Consider the following 21,220-nt stretch of genomic DNA (forward strand, 5'->3'; position numbering starts at 1 on the left):
TGCATGAAGCCTATGACCGGCGAGCCCCTTCAACAAGGTAATAAACAACAGGAACAATGAAGAGTGTTACCAGTAAGGCGCTAATCATACCGCCCACTAGCGGCGCAGCAATGCGTTGCATCACCTCAGCCCCAGTACCTGTTGCATAAAGCACGGGCAACAAACCCACTATAATTGACATTGCCGTCATCATTACTGGCCTAACCCGCCTGGACGCGGCGGTTAGAATACGCTGCTTGAGATGCTGCTTATCTGCCACTATAGGGATGGTTTCACCCTCTGTGGTTGGCGACAGGTACACCAGCATGATGACAGCGGTTTCTACCGCGACGCCGGCCAGCGCGATAAAGCCCACGCTGACGGCGACCGAAAATTGAAAGTTCAGTAAATAAAGTAGCCATATCCCCCCTACCAGAGAAAGCGGTATTACACTTAACACAATGGCAATCTGGCTAACTTGTTTAAAACTTAAACCCAGTAATATAACAATAATGATGAAGGTAATAGGGATCACCACCATCATTTTTTGTTTAGCGCGTTCTAAGTATTCAAACTGCCCGCTCCAGGTTAATGCATAGCCTGGAGGCAGAGTAATTTCACGTTCAATATAGGCTTTTGCACCCGTGACATAGCCGCCTAAATCTGGCGATTGTGTATCCACCAGTACCCATCCATTTAGGCGCGAATTTTCACTTTTTATCGCCGCAGGTCCGTTTTCAATAGTTATCGTCGCCACCTCGGAAACCGGAATATGCAAGCCTGATTGCGTAATAATAGGAATATTACCCATGGCTTCTGGCTGGTGTCGATAAGCCTCTTCCAGACGCATGCTAATGGCATAGCGCTCTCGCCCTTCATAGGTTTCTCCTATTGCTACACCTCCCACGCCAATGGATAGCACCTCATGGATATCTGCCACGTTAATGCCGTAACGCGCCGCCTTTTCTCGGTTAATATCGATATTCACATAGCGGCCCCCCACCACCCGCTCAAAATAGGCAGATTCAGTGTTAGGGAAGCGCGACATTAAGGCTTCTATTTGCTCCCCTATTTCTTCAATGCCTTGTAATTCAGGCCCTGAAATCTTAATGCCCACAGGGGTTTTAATGCCCGTAGCTAACATATCAATACGCGTTTTGATGGGCATCACCCAAGCATTCGTTACGCCGGGTAATTGAATACGCGCGTCTAGCGTTTCAACAATATCTTCCATGGTCATGCCATCTCGCCATTGTGACTTTGGCTTAAGCTCAATAAATGACTCCATCATGGTAAGCGGAGCAGGGTCTGTGGCTGTTTCGGCCCTTCCCACTTTACCAAATACCTGGGCAACTTCAGGGACAGTGGCAATAAGCTTATCGGTTTGCTGCAGTAATTCGCGCGCCTTGCCGACGGAAATACCGGGGTCGGTACTCGGCATATACATTAAGCTTCCTTCGTTAAGCGTAGGCATAAATTCACTGCCCATTTTATTAAGGGGCCACACCACGGAAATCAGCAATACTAGCGCAATAAAAAGCGTTTTTTTGGGGTGGTTTAATACCTGTGTTAGCAATGGCAAGTAGGCTTTAAGCAAACCTCGGTGAACAGGATTATGCGACTCACTGCGAATATGCCCTCTAACGAAGTACCCAGACAGCACTGGCACTAAGGTAATCGCTAGGGCGGCAGCAGCAGCCATTGCATAAGTTTTTGTGTAGGCCAAGGGCGAGAAAAGTCTCCCTTCTTGTGCTTCAAGGGCAAATATGGGCACAAAAGACACCGTAATAATAAGCAATGAGAAAAACAACGCTGGCCCCACTTCGCTGGCTGATGCGATGACGAGAGACCAGCGTTTTTCGTTGGTTAAAGGCGCGCCCTGGGTGCGTAATTCTTCCTGCTCAATGTGCTTGTGCAGGTTCTCCACCATGACAATAGCACCATCCACCATTGCACCAATCGCAATAGCAATGCCTCCAAGAGACATAATATTGGCATTCAGCCCCTGTAGTTTCATAAGGATGAAAGCGCAAAGTATGCCCACCGGCAACGAGATAATCGCCACCAGTGAGGAGCGTAGATGAAACAAAAAAACCATGCACACCACACCCACCACAATGAGCTCTTCAATGAGCTTGCTCCACAGTGTATTTACGGCGTCACCAATAAGTGTAGAACGATCGTACACAGGTATAATACGCACGCCGTCTGGCAATCCGTCTGCCAAGGCTGCCAGTTTCTGTTTCACCCGGGTAATAGTGGCTTGGGCATTTTCGCCATAGCGCATAACAATAATGCCCCCCACCACTTCACCTTTGCCGTTGAGTTCCGCAATACCGCGACGCAGGGTTGGGCTCTCTACCACAGTGGCCACATCGCCCACCGTAAGCGGAACCCCTTGGTGAGTCACCCCAAGGGGTAATTGCTTTATTGAGGCTATATCTTGCAAGTATCCTGTGGCTGTCACCATGTACTCTGCTTCTGCCAATTCAACAACCGAAGCCCCACTCTCCTGATTTCCTCTTTCAACGGCGCGCTTAATATGAGACAGCGGTATATTATAGGCGCGCAGTTTAGGCACCGATATTTGCAGCTGATACTGCTTTACCATTCCGCCTAAACTGGCCACCTCAGACACACCACTCACGCTTTGCAATTCATATTTTAAAAACCAATCTTGAATTGCTCGTAAATCGGCCAAACTGTGGGTATTAGTTTCATCAAGTAACGCATAAAGGTATACCCAGCCTACCCCTGTGGCATCTGGCCCCAATGCAGGGCTAACCCCTTGTGGTAACTGGTCAGAAACCTGATTTAAATATTCTAAAACCCGGCTACGCGCCCAATAGATATCCGTGTCTTCATCAAAAATGATGTAAACATAAGAATCTTGAAAAAATGAAAAACCTCGCACCGTACGTGCACCGGGAACGGACATAAGCGCCGTGGTTAACGGATACGTAATTTGATCTTCAACGACCTGGGGAGACTGCCCCGGGTAACTGGTTTTTACGATGACTTGCACATCCGACAAATCGGGGATGGCATCAATTGGCGTGTGCTTCACTGCATACAATCCACTCAATGTTAGTGTGACCGCTGCGAGTAGCACCAATATTCTATGTTGAACAGACCAGCGAATTACAGCTTCAATCATGATGCATTCCCTCTTTCATACTGTGCTGCATCTCTTTTTTCATACTGTGCTGCATGGCTATCTTGCGAAGGGCTAAAATACGAAATTCATCCGCGGCAACAAAGGTAAATGCCACATCATCCCCCGGATGAAATTGCCCAAGGTCGATATGCGGCGATACCGTAAACTGCATGGTGGCAGCAGGGCGCTGCCACTTTTCAATCGCTTCTCGTGCAATGGTTATTTTCGCGCTATCCTCTGGATGCTCTGGAAAATGGAGGGCGACAACCTTACCCGTTACACTGGCTTGATTTTGAGGCGCAGACATTCGTGTAAAGTCTGCATTTTTGGACGACTCTGAATCGATAAGAAATTGCGCCGAGACCACCACTTGGTCACCTGGCAGCAAACCTTCACGAATTTCCACATGGGTATTATCTCGTTGACCGACTTTCACCTCAACCGATTTAAACTTGCCCTCACCTTGACGCAGCACCACACGGTTTTGATTTTGGGTACGAATTAACGCAGAGATAGGCACTGCTATCACAGGTAATGCCTCGGTTTGCGTTTGAATAGACACATCTACATACATATCAGGTTTCAAAACAGCCTGAGGATTATCGATATTGGCCCGTAATGAGAGTGTGCGGGTGGTGGGGTTTAATTCCGGATAGATGAAATCAATGTCACCTCGCCATTGTCGATTAGGGGCACCGTCGAAGGTCACGGTAATAGGCTGCCCCAACGCCACTTTTGCTATGTCTTTTTCAAACACATCTATCATCACCCATACAGATTCGATAGGCGCAATGCTAATCACTGCCGTACCTGGCTTCACAAAAAAGCCCTCGCGAATATTAAGATGCTCAACCACGCCCGACTTGGGGGCATAAAAAGTGACACTCTGCGAGACGGTTTTTGACTTTTCCAAAGATTCGATGAAGCTGGGAGCAAGGTGATAGTTGGCTAATCGGTTTCGCCCTGCTTGGATTAACGATTCATTGCCCGATGCCAAGGCCACTAAAAACTCCTCTTGCACACTAACAAGCTTTGGAGAGTAAAGGGTGTATACAGGCTGGCCCTTTTTTACCGATTCGCCTTTCGCCTTGATATACAGGTTTTCTACCCAGCCTTCGACCCGTGGATGCATATGTGTTAGCGCATTCTCATTAAAGGTGACTCGCCCTACTGTTTCTATCTTGGGGTTTAAACGGCGTACTTGCACTGGCTGGGTTTTCACCCCCATATTATGCTGCACCTGCGGCGTAATCCAAACGCTGTTATCTTGCGACTTGGTCGCGTTGTCCTTCGCATAAACGGGCACCAGATCCATACCCATAGGGGACTTACCTGGTTTATCTCGGCGGTAGCTGCTGTCCATAGGTGCCACCCAATATAAAGGTTCATCGTCACGGCTCACTGAGTGATTTTGATGATCGTCATGTGACATCAGCTGTGAAGACAACTGTGACCAATTAAAAGCGATGGCGCCTAGACAAAACCCCATCACAAGAATGAAAAAGAAAGTAAAAAATGATTTCATGTTGGGCTATTCCTTAACATCAGCGCGGTGAGCTAACTGGCCATTTGAGGGTGATGAGTGTTGGCGTGACAATTGACTTGTGCGTGCTACCTGAGATACAGCGCTATACGAGTCTGGCAAGAGATAAAACTGGCCGTGTTGGAAATACGTCGCCATCTCCGCGTTTATTTCATTGAGTTTTAGCTTGGCATCAATGGCTGCAATACCGGCAAGCAATACGTCTGCAATGTCTGCGGTGTCTTGTTCAAATCCTCGCAATGCGGTTTGTGCTAATGCTTCGGTGGTTGAAAGCATACGCTGGCGTATCAAATGGTGCCTTTTTACCGCAAATACCAATTGGTTTCGCACCTTCGCAAATTCAGCGGATAAACGCTTTATTTCAAGTCGCCTATCAATAGCAGCAGCGGATAGCTTATACGCTGCACTTTTGGCTTGAGCACGATGCCGTGTGGGCGTAAGCGAGGGAAGATCTACCCGTACCCCAATAGACAAAAAGTCGGCACGGTCGTGGCCCATATCATCATGATGCCGATAGCCGTAACTCGCCTCAACTGTCCATTTTGGTTTGCTTTGTTCCGTAGCGAACGCCAAGTCTTGTTGCGCGAGCGTTTCGTCAACGCTAAGCGCTTTAACGTGTGGGTGCTTCGCTATTAAGCCAGTAACATCAATATTCTCTGTTCGGTTAAGCCACTCTGACGCCTGACTGACAAGCATATTGGTGTTTTGTTCGGGCCACTTCGGATAAGAAGTAAACGGTATATTGAGCCATTCGTGAAGACGTGCATACGCAGAAGCTCGACGCTGCTCAACCTGTGCTAATTCTTCTTCAACTGCCACTAATTGGATCGATAAATCTAATACGCTTTGTTGACTGTCATCTTCACTGGCGCTGGCGAAAGAGGCTTCTTTGGCAGCAATCACTTGCTGCATTTTCTCTATTTTCTGTGTCAAAAGCGACAGTCGCCGCTGGGCAAAAAAGCCGTCGTACCAGGCGATAGAAGTCTGACGAATAACCCGAGCGTTTCGCAGCGCTCTAAGAACAAACTCTTTATCCGCGGCCACGTCGAAACGCTTCGCTGCTATCACTTTACTCTCTCCTCTGGGAAGCGATTGCTGTACGCCAACTTTGAATTGCGTCATTGCCTCTTGGGAGGCTGAAAAACTGTCTACAGGAACATTCTGAATAGACGTGGTCAACACCGGGTTATCCCACGTATCTGCAGCGTTACTTTCTTGGCGTAAACTCTGCTCTCTCGCTTGACTACCCTGCCGGTAAGGGTCGGAAGCGAGTGCAAGTTCCTGCACTTTTTCAAGGGACGGCACCTCATTTAGTGCCATTGGATCGGCATGACTGGCAAGGGCCACAAAGGCTAACATTGCCATATACCCATTCCCCCCTCGGTAAATGGGTCGAAGATGAAAACGATGCATATATACACCAACTTAATCAGAAAAAATCAAAACATTAGTAAGCACTTACTTACTAAATCAGCAAGAATTAGACTAAGTTAGCGTGTTTGGGGGGTCTGAATTGAGAGGACGTTGCGGCCACCGGCGTACCGGTAAGAAAGCCAAAATGCGTCGCGCTACTCAAGCTGACGTCGGGCAGCACTCGGGCGGGAATGTAGGCAATGGTTGAACCACAAAGACTCGGTGGGCACTGACAATCTTCACCACAGCAATCCGTGGAAATATTCCCGCTAGATGCATGAGAAGATGCACGACTGGTGTGGTTTGCCATCATTGGCTCATGCACCTGCTCAGACGTCACCTTGCTCTTTTTCATGGTACTGGCCTGCATCGACACAGGATCGCAATGCCCATTACTGTTCGCACTTTCACTTAACCCAGTGGACGTTTTAGTGCCAGTGAGTGCCATATTGGAAGACGCATGTGTGCGCTGCGGCAGAGACTGCCCCAGTATCAGTATAACCAGTATGAAAGTCACCCCCCATAGCCCGTGGCTATTTGGGGTGACTCGCTGAGTTAAAGTGTGCACACAACTCCAATAAAATGAATGAATACGTATTCGAGGTGGGCTATTTTACCCTAAAATTGTTGGGCGTAAACCCGCAACATCATCGCCATATTATCAAACAACGGGTTTGCTTTAGGAATAGCACAAGGCTCTCTCTCATCTACCCTATTAGCATTAAACTTCATTTGATGAAGTAAGGGCGTATTTACCACTAAATCTGCATGGCATAAATCGTAGGATTTATCGATGACGAAGAACGTATTTGGCCCCTTGCTGTTTTCCATGACAGACTCAACACCATGAATAGGCGTCGTCGCATCTGCTTGAGAATGGGCTGCAAACAACGGCACTTCAATTTGCTTACCTTGCTCAAACTGATCTCGCACTTGGTTAATGATGTCCATAAGCTCTAGGCCAGCAAACCCAGCTACATGTGGGTATTTGTATGGATTCGGCCCGTGGGTAACATAATTTCCGTCTATAATTTTGGCTACCCATTTAATGCCCCAAATACGGGACATACTCTCAGCATTTTCAGACAACGCCAGTGCGCCGGAAAATAGCATCAAGCCATCCACGCCTGTGTCAGTATCTAAATAGTGTTCAACCGCCAAGGCACCGCCGGTAGAAAAGCCACCTACAATGACAGTGTCAGCGACACTGTTAGCAAGATTAAGCACGTCGTCGATATGGGCTTGCCAACGCTCGGCCAAATCGCTGTCAGACATATCATCGCTCGCATCACGCAAACCATGGCCGGGGAGCAAAGGAACCAGTACGTCAAAACCTTCATCGTAAAGGATGTTGGCTATTTCACGCATGAAAAACGGAGAGTCGCTTAACCCGTGAATCAATACCGCCACCTTCTTGCTTGGCGTATCATGCTGTAAAACAAAAGGCGCATTCCCTTCACTTCTCAGTACTGCAGAACACACACTTTTACGGTTTAAACGGGTATTTTTACACGGCTGAGTGACACCCCACTCCTGCTTATACATTGCAGAGAACTCATCTAGAACCTGACTTGATGCTGCAATACACAAGGACGAAAATAGCATGAGGGTGGTGGCAACCACCACGTTATACGTTGCAAGCCTTTTGCGCACGAACGCTCTCCTAAACATAGTTGTTTGCACTCACCTATTACCACTTACCAACAAGTGTACCAATGAGCTTAAATGAATAAGGCCATGTTACCATGGCCTTCATTGGATGATTAACAACGAGAAAGTAAAAATCTAAGCAAAGTACGCTTCTAAATCGTCTGAACCACCGATGTGCTTTCCGCCAATAAAGACTTGAGGCACAGTTTCTCTTCCCGTTATTGCTGAAAGGCTTGTAAGCGACACACCTTTACCTAGGACAATCTCTTCGTAGTCGTACCCTTTTTCAGTCAAAAGCGTTTTTGCCTTTGAACAGAATGGACAGTTAGGTTTGGTGAAAAGTGACACGGGTGCTTTTGTCTCTTCATCCGGTGCAATATGCTTAAGCATAGTGTCAGCATCGGAAACCTCAAATGGGTCGCCAGGCACATCTGGCTCGATAAACATTTTATCAACTACGCCATTTTTCACTAACATGGAATAACGCCAGCTTCGTTTACCAAAACCTAAATCGGCTTTATCAACCAACATTCCCATACCGTCTGTGAATTGGCCATTTCCATCAGGAAGAAGGGTGATATTTTCCGCCTCTTGATCCGCACCCCATGCATTCATCACAAACGTATCATTAACTGAGACGCAAACAATTTCATCTACGCCATACTTCTTAAATACTTTTGCTAGCGCATTGTAACGAGGTAAATGCGTAGATGAGCAAGTAGGCGTAAAAGCACCGGGTAAGGAAAATACCACTACGGTTCTGTCTTTAAAAATGTCGTCACTGTGCTTGCTTACCCATACTTCACCCTCTCGCACCGGAAACGACACGGAAGGCACCGTTTGCCCTTCTTTATTTACAAAACGACTCTCTGACATAACGCTCTCTATATTCTTAGCTATTTGCGTTCAAGCATAGAGAATTCTGCAGGAAAATAACAGCGCTTCGTAGCCGATATCAAGGTAAAGGAGCGTGTTTTTCTGGGGATGGCGGGCGAACCCCACTTTTGCACTGTCTACCCCCTATCACGGGCCAGCGAATTTATACTTTGGTCTAAATACACATACCCTTCTGGCCGCTTTTACCCTTCACTTTCTTAGTTCGATTAGTCAATATTGGTGATGTGTAGTACGGGTTGCCACCACCAGATGTTAGGGTACGCAAACCGTAAGTTGCTAATAAATTGGCAAGATAAAGGTGGGCAAATCTCATGCTATTCCGCGCCCCTGTTGTGCAAATTAAGTGCTTAACGCTCAGTGTGCTATGCCTTTTTGTGCCTGCGGCCATGGGCAACCCCGCAACGGCTGATTCACGCCAATCCTCGCCTCAGAAAATTGAGCAAGTTTCAGTAGAGCAAGTCGCGCAATATGTCGCCAAACATGCCTATGAGCAAGCGGAACAACTCACGTTGCTGTCCATAGAAAAGGCCAAACAGGGAAACATCCGTTCCCCTTATACCTTCTTTCAATTAGGTACCATTCTTCAAAATGCCGACCGCTACCAATCGTCAAACCAGGCGCTTCGGCTGGCATTAGAGCAATATACTCAGTTGGGCGAGCTCAACATGGTATCTCGTACCCTATTAGCTCTTGGTACGTCTGAACATCACCTAGCGAAGTATGCTAGCGCATCTAACTACTTTCACAGGGCCAGGTCTATCGCAACCATGCAAGGCGATAGAGCGTTCGAAGCCGAAATACTCATGCAACTGGGTATTATGCAAAAAGAACAAGGAGAGATTGAGCAGGCACTGGCCACCTTAAAATCAGCCTTAGCACTATTTCGCCAGCAACAAATGTTACACCGTATTAGTGCGTGTTTAGCGAATATTGGGGATGTTTATCTTACGCTGTCTTATTTTTCTGATGCACGGCGCTATTACGAAGATGCCTTCGCCATGGCGCAAACGCTAGAGTCTACCGCCCTTCAAGGAGATATTACGGCGAAACTTGGCGCCGTAGAACTACGCGAAGGACAAACGTCCCGGGCCATCGACCTTTTCAACCAAGCATTATTGCTACTTCATCAAGACGGCGATACTGCCGCAACGTCTGAAACCAAGATGTTGTTAGGTGAAGCACTGGTAAAACATGGTGATACTCAAGCCGGCTTGACCTTGTTGAACAACAGCTATGGCTATGCATTACAAACAAATCGACACCCTTTAATTAAGCAAACCCGCCTTGCCCTTGCAAATGCCATGCTGGCGATTCAAGATTTTGATCAAGCGTTAAAGTATGCCCAAAATGGTACGCTTCATGCGCGGGAAGTAAGTGATATACGCAGCCAAATGGACTTTTTAACGCTGCAAGTTAACGCCTATGCAGCCAAGGGCGATTTTCGAAAAGCCTTAGATATCCAGTCAGTTTTGCAGTCCATCAGAGAAAAGATGCTGCAAAGTGAAAACCAAGCCGTGATAGGAAGATTACAGGCAGAAGTGGAGTTAGAGCGCCAATCCCAAGCCCTACAAATGCTAAAGAAAACCAAGGCCATGGAACTGGCTCAGGCAGAACATAGACACCTTGCCACCACACTAGCATGGAGCATTAGCTTAGCCGCTGTACTCACCTTATTTCTGATTTGGGGGCGGTTTAAACAGCGCCAGCAAAATATCGTATTACGGCGGGAAGTGCGCCAAGCCACCGTTGAATTAGAGAATAAAAACAGTGAGTTGGAGAACGCTTATAAAACCCTCGAGCAAGTGAGTTTAAGGGATACACTGACCGGTTTATATAATCGACACTACCTCGAGTCTCAACTACCCGCAGAAATAAAGCGTAGCCAATTTGCCATTCGCCAAAATAAAGAAGGCGTTAAAGCGAACCAAGACTTACTTTGCTTGCTTATTGATATCGACCACTTCAAACGTATTAACGATGATTTTGGTCATATCGCGGGAGACAAAGTATTGGTGAAGTTCAGTCAAATTTTGCGTGAAGTCTTTAGGCAAACCGACCTTATCATACGTTGGGGCGGCGAGGAGTTTCTGGTTGTATGCCGACAATCAAGCAAGCAAGAGCTTCCAGAATTAGCCGAACGTTGCCGAGCAGCTGTAGCAGAGGCCACTTTTGACGTGAACGCAGACATCCCCATTCAAGTGACATGCAGTATAGGGTTTAGTGTTTTGCCACCGCACCATAACACCCAATTTGATGAAAATTGGCAACAAACATTTGCCTTGGTAGATTACTGTTTATACGCCGCTAAATTAAGTGGAAGAAATGGCTGGGTGGGTGTTACCGACTCAAGTTCACAGCGGAAAGCCTCCCCTTCCTCATTACCCATTGATAAGAAGTTTAACTTTAGCCAATCAAAAATTGCCACTTCATTTAATAACATTGCCAGCATAACCTGGCCAGATGAGTGAAAGGAGCGTTAAATATGTATCGCAGCTGTTGTAGTTGTCAGGCCGTACAGTTAGAAATAGACGGTAGCAGCCTAAACGACCTTGATGTTGAAACCTTATCTTGTAGTGACGACAAGTCATTCATTTTAGAGGCTCACCGTGAAGAAATTGTTATTGATTGCGAACCGTCAGTGCTAGGGTCTATGCAATCGACTCCCGGCGTGAAGCAGTACTTTTGCAATCTATGCTCTACCCACCTATTTAGCGAAAACCCTCAAGGTAAAATTCAGTTGCAGGTAAACTTTTACGGGCATGACTTGTTATCAGAACACCATGGCCAATTTCACCTGCCCTAAACCAGCGTTAAGTGGGCCTTTGCCTCGCTGATCCTACACGCCCTTTTTTAAAGTGAGTTCGTTAACGTATTCAATCTAATACGTTGATTCTATTGCCAATATCCTAAAAACTGACTACGCGGTCAAATTTCGTTCACATTGTTGATTTAACATGCAACAGTACACATTCTGCGCTTTTGCAGTAACAACAATAGGGAACACAATGAAAAATAAAATAGCGACAGCGCTAAGCCTGTGCGCACTCCTACTTTCCGCACCTGTGTTATCTCAGGTAAGCAACGGCAATTTTGAGTCGTGGAGCAATGGCGTCCCTGACAATTGGACCACCATTGATTCTGGAATAAGCGTCACCCCGTCTTCCAGCCTTGTATACAATGGTAGCAGTGCTGCGGCGATTACCGTGAATACCGCCACTCAAGGCTCAACTGATTTTCGCCAAACCGTTAGTGTGACTAGCGGCCAAAGCTACACATTCAGTGTTTGGGTTTATCATACCGAAGGTGGCATTTCAGCGCGTCTGTATGTTGACGGATACCAAGGCTACTCTAACCCTAGTACTACGGGTCAGTGGCAACAAATAAGCCACACGATTACGCCCTCTTCCTCTAGTATAGAAGTAGGGCTGCGTTTCTACGATCAGTCTGGTTTTGATGGTTCAGAGGTGGTTTACGTAGATAGCTTTGAACCCACAGAGGCAGGAAGCGGAAGTGGCTCTACTACCTGTTCCACACACAGTGGAAACGTAGCGTTAACGACAGATAATTATGGCAGTGAAACTAGCTGGGAAATCACGAACAGTAGTAATCAATCACTGTATTCTGGTAGCGGATACACAAGTAATACGAGTTATAGCGAAGATATATGCTTAGATGACGGCGACTATACTTTCACTATTTCAGACTCCTATGGCGACGGTATTTGCTGTAGTTTTGGTTCGGGTAGTTATGCGATAACCTTTGATGGCGCCACCTACGCAAGCGGTGGTGACTTTGAAAGCGTAGAAGCGACCTCATTTACCCTAGGCGACTTAGGCAGCGGAAGCGGCACGAATGATCTATCAGACTACTATTCCAGTGCTGAAGGCCTAAGCGGCTTCGCACTAAAAACTGAGCTCTATAATATTATCAGTCACCACAGTACTCAAAGCTATTCTGCGCTATGGACCTTCTATCTTTCCTACGGCCTAGACAGTTTTTACGAAAATGACGGCACTATTATCGATATCTATTCGGAAAATCCGACAGGAACAGACCCTTATACTTTCACGCCATCAAGTGATCAATGTGGTAACTACAGTGGAGAAGGCGACTGCTACAACCGAGAGCACAGCTTTCCTCGCAGTTGGTTCGGTGGCGCTGTGTCACCTATGAATACCGACGTCCATCATATTTTTCCAACCGACGGTTATGTGAATGCACAGCGCAGCAGCTATCCTTATGGTGAGGTAAGCAGTGCTACTTATACGTCTGATAACGGATCTAAAGTAGGCTCAGCAACCAGTGGGCTTGGATATAGTGGCACCGTGTTTGAACCTATTGATGCCTTTAAAGGGGATATCGCCCGCGCTTACTTCTACATGGCCACTCGCTATGAAAATCAAATTTCTGGCTGGGAAACCCACAGTACCTACGGTGATGCTGTTCTCGATGGCACCAGTGATCAGGTATTCGAAGATTGGTTTTTAACCCTGTTGCTATCATGGCATACACAAGACCCAGTTAGCCAGAAAGAGATAGATAGGAATGACGCTGCCGAAAGCTTTCAGGGCAACCGCAACCCATTCATCGACTACCCGGAATTTGCCAGTGAGATTTGGAGCAACTAATTAATAACTCACTGTTTTATTGTGGGTGTATAGTAAAACACTAAAAGGCGGCTTAATCCGCCTTTTAGTTCATCAAGGTACCTTGATGAACTAAAAGGCTCACCCGACCGTTCTGCCCATTAGGTATTTGTTTTAAGATCTTCTAAGTTGTATTTGTCGAGCAAGGAATACAGCGTTGGGCGCGTTATCCCAAGTAACTCGGCGGTTTTAGACATATTACTATCTGACTTTTGATACGCCCGCCGAATAGCTCTACTTTCAGCAATTTCTCTCACTTCTCGCAAGTTCAACGTTTCAGGTTCGGCGTTACCACTAACAGGCATTAAACCTAAATCATCCGGCTGAATGACCGACCCTTCCGCCATAATAACCGCCGATTTCAGCTTGTTCTGCATCTCACGAATATTACCGGGCCATTTGTGGGCCAGCATGGCTTGAATCGCGGGTTCTGAAAAGCTCTTCGCCTTCGCATTGAATTCTTCCCGATACATTTTCAAGAAGGTTCGAGCAAGGAGTATGATGTCTTGATCTCTGTCACGAAGCGGTGGGATCAAGATAGGAATTTCCCCCACCCGATAATACAAATCTTCACGGAAGGTTTCGTCTGCCACCATAGCTTGTAAATCCCTGTGGGTGGCGCAGATAACCCGAATATCCACGGGGATTTCGGCGCGGCCACCCACCCGCTCAATGACACGCTCTTGTAAAAAGCGGAGCATTTTGGCCTGCAGACCAATGGGCATATCGCCAATCTCATCAAGAAAAAGCGTGCCCCCTTGTGCGGTTTCAATCTTTCCAAGGGTGGTTTTATTGGCCCCTGTAAATGCCCCTTTTTCGTACCCGAACAACTCACTCTCAAGTAAGTTTTCGGGAATGGACGCACAGTTTATTGCAACAAAAGGTTTATCCTTTCTAGGACTATGTTCATGAATACTGCGAGCAAATACTTCTTTACCTGTCCCACTTTCCCCTAATAACAAGGTACTTATATCGGTGGCCGCAATTTTTTCTGCCTTTTTCACCACGGTTTGAATGGCTTCGCTATTTCCCACAATACGGCTCATGCCGGTGCGGATTTTCGACAATATGCTATTTTCGTGCTCAAGTTTTGCTAAATTGAGTGCGCGATTAACCAGCAACTTGATGGTGTCTGAGTCTATGGGCTTTTGATAAAAATCATAAGCGCCAAAATTTACCGCTTTCAATGCATTTTCTTTTTCATTGTTCCCTGTCACTACGATAACTTTGGTTCGCGGCGCCAGCGACACTATATCTTGCAGTATGCGTAACCCTTCTGACGCGTTGGCGGGATCCGGTGGCAAGCCTAAATCTAAGGTGACCACTTTAGGTTCATAACGACGAACTTGCCTAATTGCAGAATCGTAATCATCAGCGAACACCACGTTGTAATCGGTAAGGCTCCACTTTAATTGTTTCTGAATACCTAAGTCGTCATCTACCACTAAAATGGTATCTGTCATGCGCATTATCCTATGTTACGTCGTCCATATACTGGCGCGTTTCACACGCCACGTTTTTGCTTAAACAAGAGGGAAAGCGAGGGTAAAACAACTGCCTTTCCCTGGTACGCTTTGTACCGTCAGTTTACCACCAATCGACTCCATGTAGGTTTTTGCATCATATGCACCTATACCCATCCCTGCATTGCCTTTGGTGGTATCGAAGGGCTTGAACAGCCTATTCTCGATAAAATCTGCATCCATGCCAATGCCAGTGTCTTCAATTAAGATTAATTGTTGATTATGCTGTGCGTTTCTCGTTAATACGATATCAATGGTGCCGCTATCGTCTGTGGCTTGCTGGGCATTGCTGATAATGTGGTAAAGCACATTCGCCACTTTTTCTTTGTCCACTGACACCTCACCTTCTTGCAGCTTATGCAAACTAGGTAAAGGCAAATTACCCGCACAGCGATTCTTCACAACCTCATCAACCACTTTTGATAACATGCATGCGGCATTCGCTTGTTGATTATCTTCTACACTTTTATCGGTCAACTGCTTCAGCATACGATCCATTCTAGCTTTAGTATGAGTGAGCGTGTCGAAGGTGTCTTCTATAAATTCTGGATTATGTTTATGTTGTTGTGCATTCGCTAAAATCAGGTCGACTTGGGCCAAAACATTTTTTAAGTCGTGTACCACGAAAGCTGACATGCGGTTGAAAGCGGCAAATTGCGCATTTTCTGCCACCGCTTCAGCGGCTTCATGGTGAAATATATACATACTAATTTGCTCGGTGACCGCCGTGAGATAATCACGCACTTCCCAGTTCAAGTGCACTTTTTCTTTTTCACCCGCTGCCAGTACGGCAAACCCCCAAATTTTATCGTTATCAAATAAGGGCAGGTAGAGTTGATAACCCCAGCCTTTTACCGACTCTCTGTCTAACTGCAACCCTTTATAATTAAAAGGTTTAACAATAAATTCGTTTAAATCGATAAACCAAGAATGAGACATGCTGTAATCAGTAAGTGTGCGCAAGATCTTCTTTTCTTGCCCATCTAACGGCAAAGGCTGCGATTCAGCCAGCAATTCAAAACCACCGTTTTTGCATTTATAGAGTTTTCCAGTGTCGTATTTAATGGCCTGTAAAATACCCTGTAACGCACTGTCGTAAACCGCACTTTTTGAGGTCATGGAAGAAGATAATATCTTGGTTAATTTAATCCACTCCACACGATAATCATATTGGTTTGCAAAGAAATGCTTGGTAATGAATACCTTTATTTTCGTTCTAAATGAATTCGACAAAAACACCGATGCCAATAACGCAAACGACATCACCACTAAGATGATTTGGATCGTTGCCCCCCAACTGCCACCGATATAATTAATGGCGTACCCAATGACCGCCATAATAAATAAGTACGCGCCAGCCACCAGCAAAAGCGAGCTATGAAGCACTACATCCCGGGAAATAAAGATGTCTACGCCCCAATGGCTTATTCGTCTTATCGCTACCACCAGAAATGGAATAAGTAAAAAATAAATATATCCCCGCGCCGCCAAATAACCTACTTCCACTTGATTGACCATAGTGGCATTGGCATACGTTACAAATTCAAAGAGGTGCGTGGCGCCCAAATACAGGACTAAAGGCTTGTATGCCCATTGATCGTTATCGGCTTGACGATACAAAACTTCAAGCAAAATGAGTATTTCTAGCGACAATACAATCAGCATGAGATAGCGCCAAGAGGCATCTATCCAAATGAGGTTGGGAATAATAAATGCAAATAAACCAGGCAGAACGATGAACATGGTGACAGGCCTCAACAAGACCTGCCTGATACTGGTAAAGTTATCTTGAATACAGCCCGCTAGAAACAGCAACCATGCTAATTGTTTCATCGCGTCAGCAGTGAGAAGCCAAGATAAACTGACGGGCCCAAACACGGTGGAAATCATGGTGGATGACCAAAACACCGTGGTGGCTGTGGCTAGCACCAATAAATGTTTGGCCACGCCAGGTTTACGCACCGTAAACAAAAGCAGCAACAATAAAAAATGCGCCAAACTGTTCAGGCCGTAGCCAATATCTGAAATCATCCGTTTCTTCGCCTGTTTATTTTTATTATTCAGCGACCATGGCTTGCGATAGGCTTACCTTACCGTTTTTGCACAACCAAAGAGCCGATGGAATATCCTGCCCCAAACGAGCACAAAATACCAACATCGCCTGCGTCTAAGTCTTGATGATAAAGTCCAAATGCAATCACCGACCCTGCTGAGGCAGTGTTGGCATACTCGTCAAGGACAATAGGTGCTTCTTCTTTACTTGCTTCACGCCCCAGTAGGCGCTTACAAATAAGTGTGTTCATATTGATATTAGCTTGGTGTAACCACCATCGACGCACATCGGCTGGCGTTAAGTTATGTCGAGACAAGTGTGACTCAATATGATCTGCCGCCATTGGACACACTTCTTTAAACACCTTTCTACCCGCTTGATGAAATAGTTTGTCTGGCCCGTAAGGGTCAACGTCTTCAGCCCGGGTCATATAGCCAAAATTAGAGCGTATATTGTTAGAAAACTTAGTCACCGCTTGCGTACTGAGTACATCAAATACGTGTTCACTGGTTGCCGTATCTGCCATTTCCATGACGGTGGCAGTGGCAACATCACCAAAAATAAAGTGACTGTCTCTATCCGTGTAATTAATTTGCGGAGAAACCAATTCAGGATTGATTACCAATACACATTTTGCATTGCCTGCACTTAACATTTCATAGGCACGGTGCATCCCAAAGGTGGCGGCAGAACATGCCACCAACATGTCGAAACCAAAACCTTCGATATTCAAGGCTTCTTGCACTTCAATGGCGATGGCGGGGTAAGCGCGCTGCGTATAGGCACAAGATACAATCACTGCGTCAACGTCTTGCGCTGACTTATTGGCAGAAGCCAAGGCGAGCTTAGCGGCCTCTACAGCAATTTCAGCTTGATGAGATAAAGCATCATCCTCGCGAGGGGCGATAAGAGGCTTCATTCGGGTGATGTCTAACGCCCCTTCTTTTTGATAAATGTAGCGACTTTTTATGCCTGACGCTTTCTCAATGAATTCTGCGCTTGAGTACGGCATGGCTTGACATTCACCCGCCGCTATCTTGTCAGCATTCTGGGCATTGAAGCTATCTACATAGGCATTGTAGCTGCTAACCAATTCTTCGTTTGTAATACTCTCTTTAGGGTGCCAAACACCCACGCCGCTTATTACGATCTGCTGAGACATAATTTTCTCTTCGTTAATCTATTATCTTATTACACTGGCACTATTGTCGCCTAGCGCCTCGTCAGTGCTCCCCCTGCCCACAAAATGATGACGAGTTTCATTCGGCTCAATCATCCATCTCGGTTCTCTCATCTTCTTGGTCAGTTCGTGTCCTAACAACCAAGACAAACCGATATGTATCGTGGGTGCTTCATGGGGCACGCTATGGGTACTTCACGATCTCTTATAGGGATAATAGCTTACCGCAATCCTTGCTCACTGTAACTATTCGCCCCTTCTAAACTGACGTATTTCCCTGCCAGTTAACGAATTTTGTTTCAGGGAGGTCAGTCCAATCCTGGTTAATTTTCTTGCAAGGGTTAGCCGGCATGCACACATTGTAGTAGCCGCCCCCCTAAACTCAACCTCGACTGACAACACAAGAATGCATGCGGCTATTGCCCTAGCTTATGGCCAACCCACACACAACGGAATCTTCAGGCACTTTAATAAAACGTTAATTAAAACCCAGCGTCAACGGTTAAAAATAGACCAAAGAAACAATTATTTTACAATTTACGCGGTTATTGACCCGCAATTGGTTGACAAATTGGAAAGATAGAAATACCGTTTAACTTAAGAATTGGTAATAACAAAGGCGCAAATTTACTCTTAGCGCCCTACACCGTTAAATTAATCGCAGGCGATCTGGCGCATGCGTATCAGTATTTGAGGATATAAATATGTCAAAACCCACTATCGGTTTCATCGGTCTAGGTCTTATGGGCGGCAATATGGTCGAGAACCTTCAAAATAAAGGTTACGAACTTACCGTTATGGACTTGAACGCCGATGCAGTTAAAGCCTGTGTAGATCGTGGCGCTAAATCAGCATCGTCAGGGAAAGAGCTAGCGGAAAACGCTGACATCGTTATGCTTTGTTTAACGACTTCAGCTATTGTTGAGTCGGTCATGTACGCTGAAGACGGTATTATGGCGGGCGTTAAAGAAGGTGCTGTAGTGGTTGATTTTGGCACCTCTATTCCGGCGTCTACGCGCAAAATTGGGGCTGACCTTGCTGCAAAGGGTGTGGGCATGATTGACGCACCACTAGGCAGAACGCCTGCTCATGCAAAAGATGGCCTATTAAACATCATGGCATCTGGCGACAAAGACACCTTTGAAAAAGTGAAGTCAGTACTAGAAGACCAAGGCGAGAACGTATTCCACCTAGGTGAACTGGGTGCTGGTCACACGACTAAATTAATTAATAACTTTATGGGCATGACTACCGTGTGTGCTATGTCTCAGGCATTTGCAGTCGCAGACCGTGCAGGTGTAGACCGCCAGCAATTGTTTGACATCATGTCAACAGGACCATCAAGCTCTCCTTTTATGCAATTCTGTAAGAACTACGCTGTCGACAACGTAAGTGACTTAGGCTTCTCAATCGCAAATGCGAATAAAGACCTGGGCTACTTCCTTAAGATGGTAGAAGATTTAGGCACAGAGTCTAAAATTGCCGAAGGCTCTTCAGCAAACCTGCAAGCAGCCTTTGATGCAGGTATGGGGAATGGCAATGTACCTGAAATTTTTGATTACTTTCTTACGTTAAACAAATAACAATAACGACTGTAATTACGGTGTGGAAAAGATAGCAACAAGGTCGTCGTTTTCTTTTCCACTGAATAAAACCCTATTTTAATGTTTACTCTACTTTTGGGTTTTATGGTAAGCGCTCAAACCTCTCTCTAAATAGATAATTTAATTTTTGATGGGTTTGATGCCTGCACTTAAGACTTTCCATAAAGCACCTTAGTAGCAAAATAGTAAACAGCCACATAGAGAAGTGATACCGTGAAGATAAAAGGTTTACGTTGGTGGGTTATTGCATTAATTGCCCTAGCTACAATTATCAATTACATCGACAGGCAGGCGCTGAGTGTACTATGGCCCGCCATCGTTGAAGACTTATTTCCCGACAAATCCGCTTTAGAACGTAAACAGATATATGCGAATATTTCTATTGTATTTGTCTTCTCTTATGCATTCGGTCAAGCCATCTTCGGAAAGATTTTTGACTGGGTGGGCACCCGAGTAGGTTTTGTTCTCTCCATTGGTGTTTGGTCTCTTGCTACCATTGCCCATGCTTTTGCTAAGGGCGTCGTTAGCTTCAGCATATTCCGTGGCATTTTAGGTATCGCAGAAGCCGGTAACTGGCCGGGCGCGACAAAGGGCAATGCAGAGTGGTTTCCAACCAAAGAGCGGGCACTCGCACAGGGCCTGTTTAACTCTGGTGCAGCCATTGGCGGTATCATTGCATTTCCAATTATTGCCTTCTTAACGCTACATTTTAGCTGGCAAATGGTCTTTATTATTGTTGGTGCAATCGGTTTATTGTGGTTACTTCCTTGGATCATTATCGTTAAAGCGCCACCTAGCATGCATTCGTGGATTACCGACGAAGAGCGTGAATACATTCTAACGGGTCAACGTCGCGTCAAAGAAAACGACGATGATGAGGAAGAAGAAGAATACAATCCTACCTCTGGTCAAATCCTGTCTCACAAGCAAAGCTGGGGTGTCATTATTGCTTCTGCAGCCATTGACCCTATCTGGTGGCTATTTGTGTTCTGGATCCCTATTTATTTGAACGAAGTGTACGGCATGAACGTGACCGAGATTGGTATTTACGGTTGGGTGCCTTACGTTGGTGCCATGCTAGGCGCATGGTTTGGCGGCTTGTTAGCGCAAAACCGAATTGCGGCGGGCTGGAACACAGACAAAACCCGGAAACTTGTGATTACACTTGGCTGTTTAATTATGCTACCGGCATTAATAGCCATGTCTAACCCAGGCGCACCAACGGTAGCAGTACTCATTATGGCTGTCATTCTTTTCGGATTCCAAACTGCCATTGGTAACGTGCAGACCTTACCAAGTGACTTATTTGGTAAAAAGGCGGTAGGTACCCTTTCAGGGTTCTCAGGTATGGCCGCAAAGCTAGGCGCTGTAGGTTTAACCTCACTGGTGCCTTATCTTACTGCCGACGGTAACTATACCCCTGCATTTGTGATTGGTGCGTCCCTTGCCATTATCGCCGTGGTGGCTATTTGGGTCTTCATTCCAAAAGTTGAACCCTTGAAGAAAAAAGCGTAATCACCTACTGATTTAATCACGAATAAGAAGCAGCTGATGTGGTCACACAACAGCTGCTTT

General features: G+C 46.0%; 14 protein-coding genes. 5 read left to right on the forward strand and 9 right to left on the reverse strand.

Annotation, left to right across the window (positions count from 1 at the left end; translation table 11 throughout):
- Positions 1-10 precede the first annotated feature (10 nt).
- The 6 genes from EP13_RS14190 to EP13_RS14215 all read right to left on the reverse strand — a co-directional run bounded on the left by EP13_RS14190 (position 11) and on the right by EP13_RS14215 (position 8,618).
- On the reverse strand, positions 11-3,136 hold the full coding sequence (locus tag EP13_RS14190) for an efflux RND transporter permease subunit (RefSeq protein WP_044057857.1): 3,126 nt from the start codon (positions 3,134-3,136) through the stop codon (positions 11-13).
- Positions 3,129-4,661 (reverse strand): efflux RND transporter periplasmic adaptor subunit, encoded by a 1,533-nt coding sequence (locus EP13_RS14195; protein WP_044057858.1) that lies wholly within the window; start codon positions 4,659-4,661, stop codon positions 3,129-3,131. Before EP13_RS14195 ends, EP13_RS14190 begins: the two co-directional genes overlap by 8 nt.
- Before the next feature lie 6 nt (positions 4,662-4,667).
- Complete coding sequence (locus EP13_RS14200; protein WP_081869511.1) at positions 4,668-6,092, reverse strand: TolC family protein; 1,425 nt, start codon at positions 6,090-6,092, stop codon at positions 4,668-4,670.
- A 67-nt stretch (positions 6,093-6,159) separates the two neighbouring features.
- Entirely contained in the window at positions 6,160-6,660 is a 501-nt protein-coding gene (locus EP13_RS14205) for a hypothetical protein (RefSeq protein WP_156026761.1), read from the reverse strand.
- Positions 6,661-6,710: 50 nt separating this feature from the next.
- Positions 6,711-7,745 (reverse strand): alpha/beta hydrolase, encoded by a 1,035-nt coding sequence (locus tag EP13_RS14210; protein WP_408605298.1) that lies wholly within the window; start codon positions 7,743-7,745, stop codon positions 6,711-6,713.
- Positions 7,746-7,877: 132 nt separating this feature from the next.
- A complete protein-coding gene (locus tag EP13_RS14215; RefSeq protein ID WP_044057862.1) occupies positions 7,878-8,618 on the reverse strand; it encodes a glutathione peroxidase in 741 nt (246 codons plus the stop codon).
- Positions 8,619-8,950: 332 nt separating this feature from the next.
- Here EP13_RS14215 and EP13_RS14220 point away from each other — a divergent pair, with 332 nt between their 5' ends.
- The 3 genes from EP13_RS14220 to EP13_RS14230 all read left to right on the forward strand — a co-directional run bounded on the left by EP13_RS14220 (position 8,951) and on the right by EP13_RS14230 (position 13,267).
- Positions 8,951-11,107, forward strand: a complete 2,157-nt coding sequence (locus EP13_RS14220) for a diguanylate cyclase (RefSeq protein WP_052364428.1) — start codon at positions 8,951-8,953, stop codon at positions 11,105-11,107.
- 14 nt (positions 11,108-11,121) lie between these two features.
- Positions 11,122-11,442, forward strand: coding sequence for a GFA family protein (locus EP13_RS14225; RefSeq protein WP_044057863.1), 321 nt, complete (start codon positions 11,122-11,124; stop codon positions 11,440-11,442).
- 202 nt (positions 11,443-11,644) lie between these two features.
- Positions 11,645-13,267, forward strand: coding sequence for an endonuclease (locus EP13_RS14230; protein ID WP_044057864.1), 1,623 nt, complete (start codon positions 11,645-11,647; stop codon positions 13,265-13,267).
- A 119-nt stretch (positions 13,268-13,386) separates the two neighbouring features.
- Here the strand turns inward: EP13_RS14230 and prsR are convergent, their stop codons facing one another.
- The 3 genes from prsR to EP13_RS14245 are packed head-to-tail and all read right to left on the reverse strand — an operon-like array spanning position 13,387 to position 18,023.
- Complete coding sequence (gene prsR, locus EP13_RS14235) at positions 13,387-14,748, reverse strand: PEP-CTERM-box response regulator transcription factor (RefSeq protein ID WP_044057865.1); 1,362 nt, start codon at positions 14,746-14,748, stop codon at positions 13,387-13,389.
- 60 nt (positions 14,749-14,808) lie between these two features.
- Positions 14,809-16,839 carry an XrtA/PEP-CTERM system histidine kinase PrsK gene (gene prsK, locus EP13_RS14240; protein WP_044057866.1) on the reverse strand — a complete coding sequence of 677 codons (2,031 nt, stop codon included), beginning with the start codon at positions 16,837-16,839 and terminating at the stop codon, positions 14,809-14,811.
- Between the two features lie 59 nt (positions 16,840-16,898).
- Positions 16,899-18,023: a beta-ketoacyl-ACP synthase III gene (locus tag EP13_RS14245; RefSeq protein WP_044057867.1), complete on the reverse strand. Its 1,125-nt coding sequence runs from the start codon at positions 18,021-18,023 to the stop codon at positions 16,899-16,901.
- A gap of 722 nt (positions 18,024-18,745) precedes the next feature.
- Here EP13_RS14245 and EP13_RS14250 point away from each other — a divergent pair.
- Both EP13_RS14250 and EP13_RS14255 read left to right on the forward strand, forming a co-directional pair.
- On the forward strand, positions 18,746-19,624 hold the full coding sequence (locus EP13_RS14250) for an NAD(P)-dependent oxidoreductase (RefSeq protein ID WP_044057868.1): 879 nt from the start codon (positions 18,746-18,748) through the stop codon (positions 19,622-19,624).
- A 234-nt stretch (positions 19,625-19,858) separates the two neighbouring features.
- Positions 19,859-21,160: an MFS transporter gene (locus tag EP13_RS14255; RefSeq protein WP_044057869.1), complete on the forward strand. Its 1,302-nt coding sequence runs from the start codon at positions 19,859-19,861 to the stop codon at positions 21,158-21,160.
- The last annotated feature ends 60 nt before the right edge of the window (positions 21,161-21,220 follow it).

The sequence above is a fragment of the Alteromonas australica genome (assembly GCF_000730385.1).
In the GTDB taxonomy this organism is placed as follows: domain Bacteria; phylum Pseudomonadota; class Gammaproteobacteria; order Enterobacterales; family Alteromonadaceae; genus Alteromonas; species Alteromonas australica.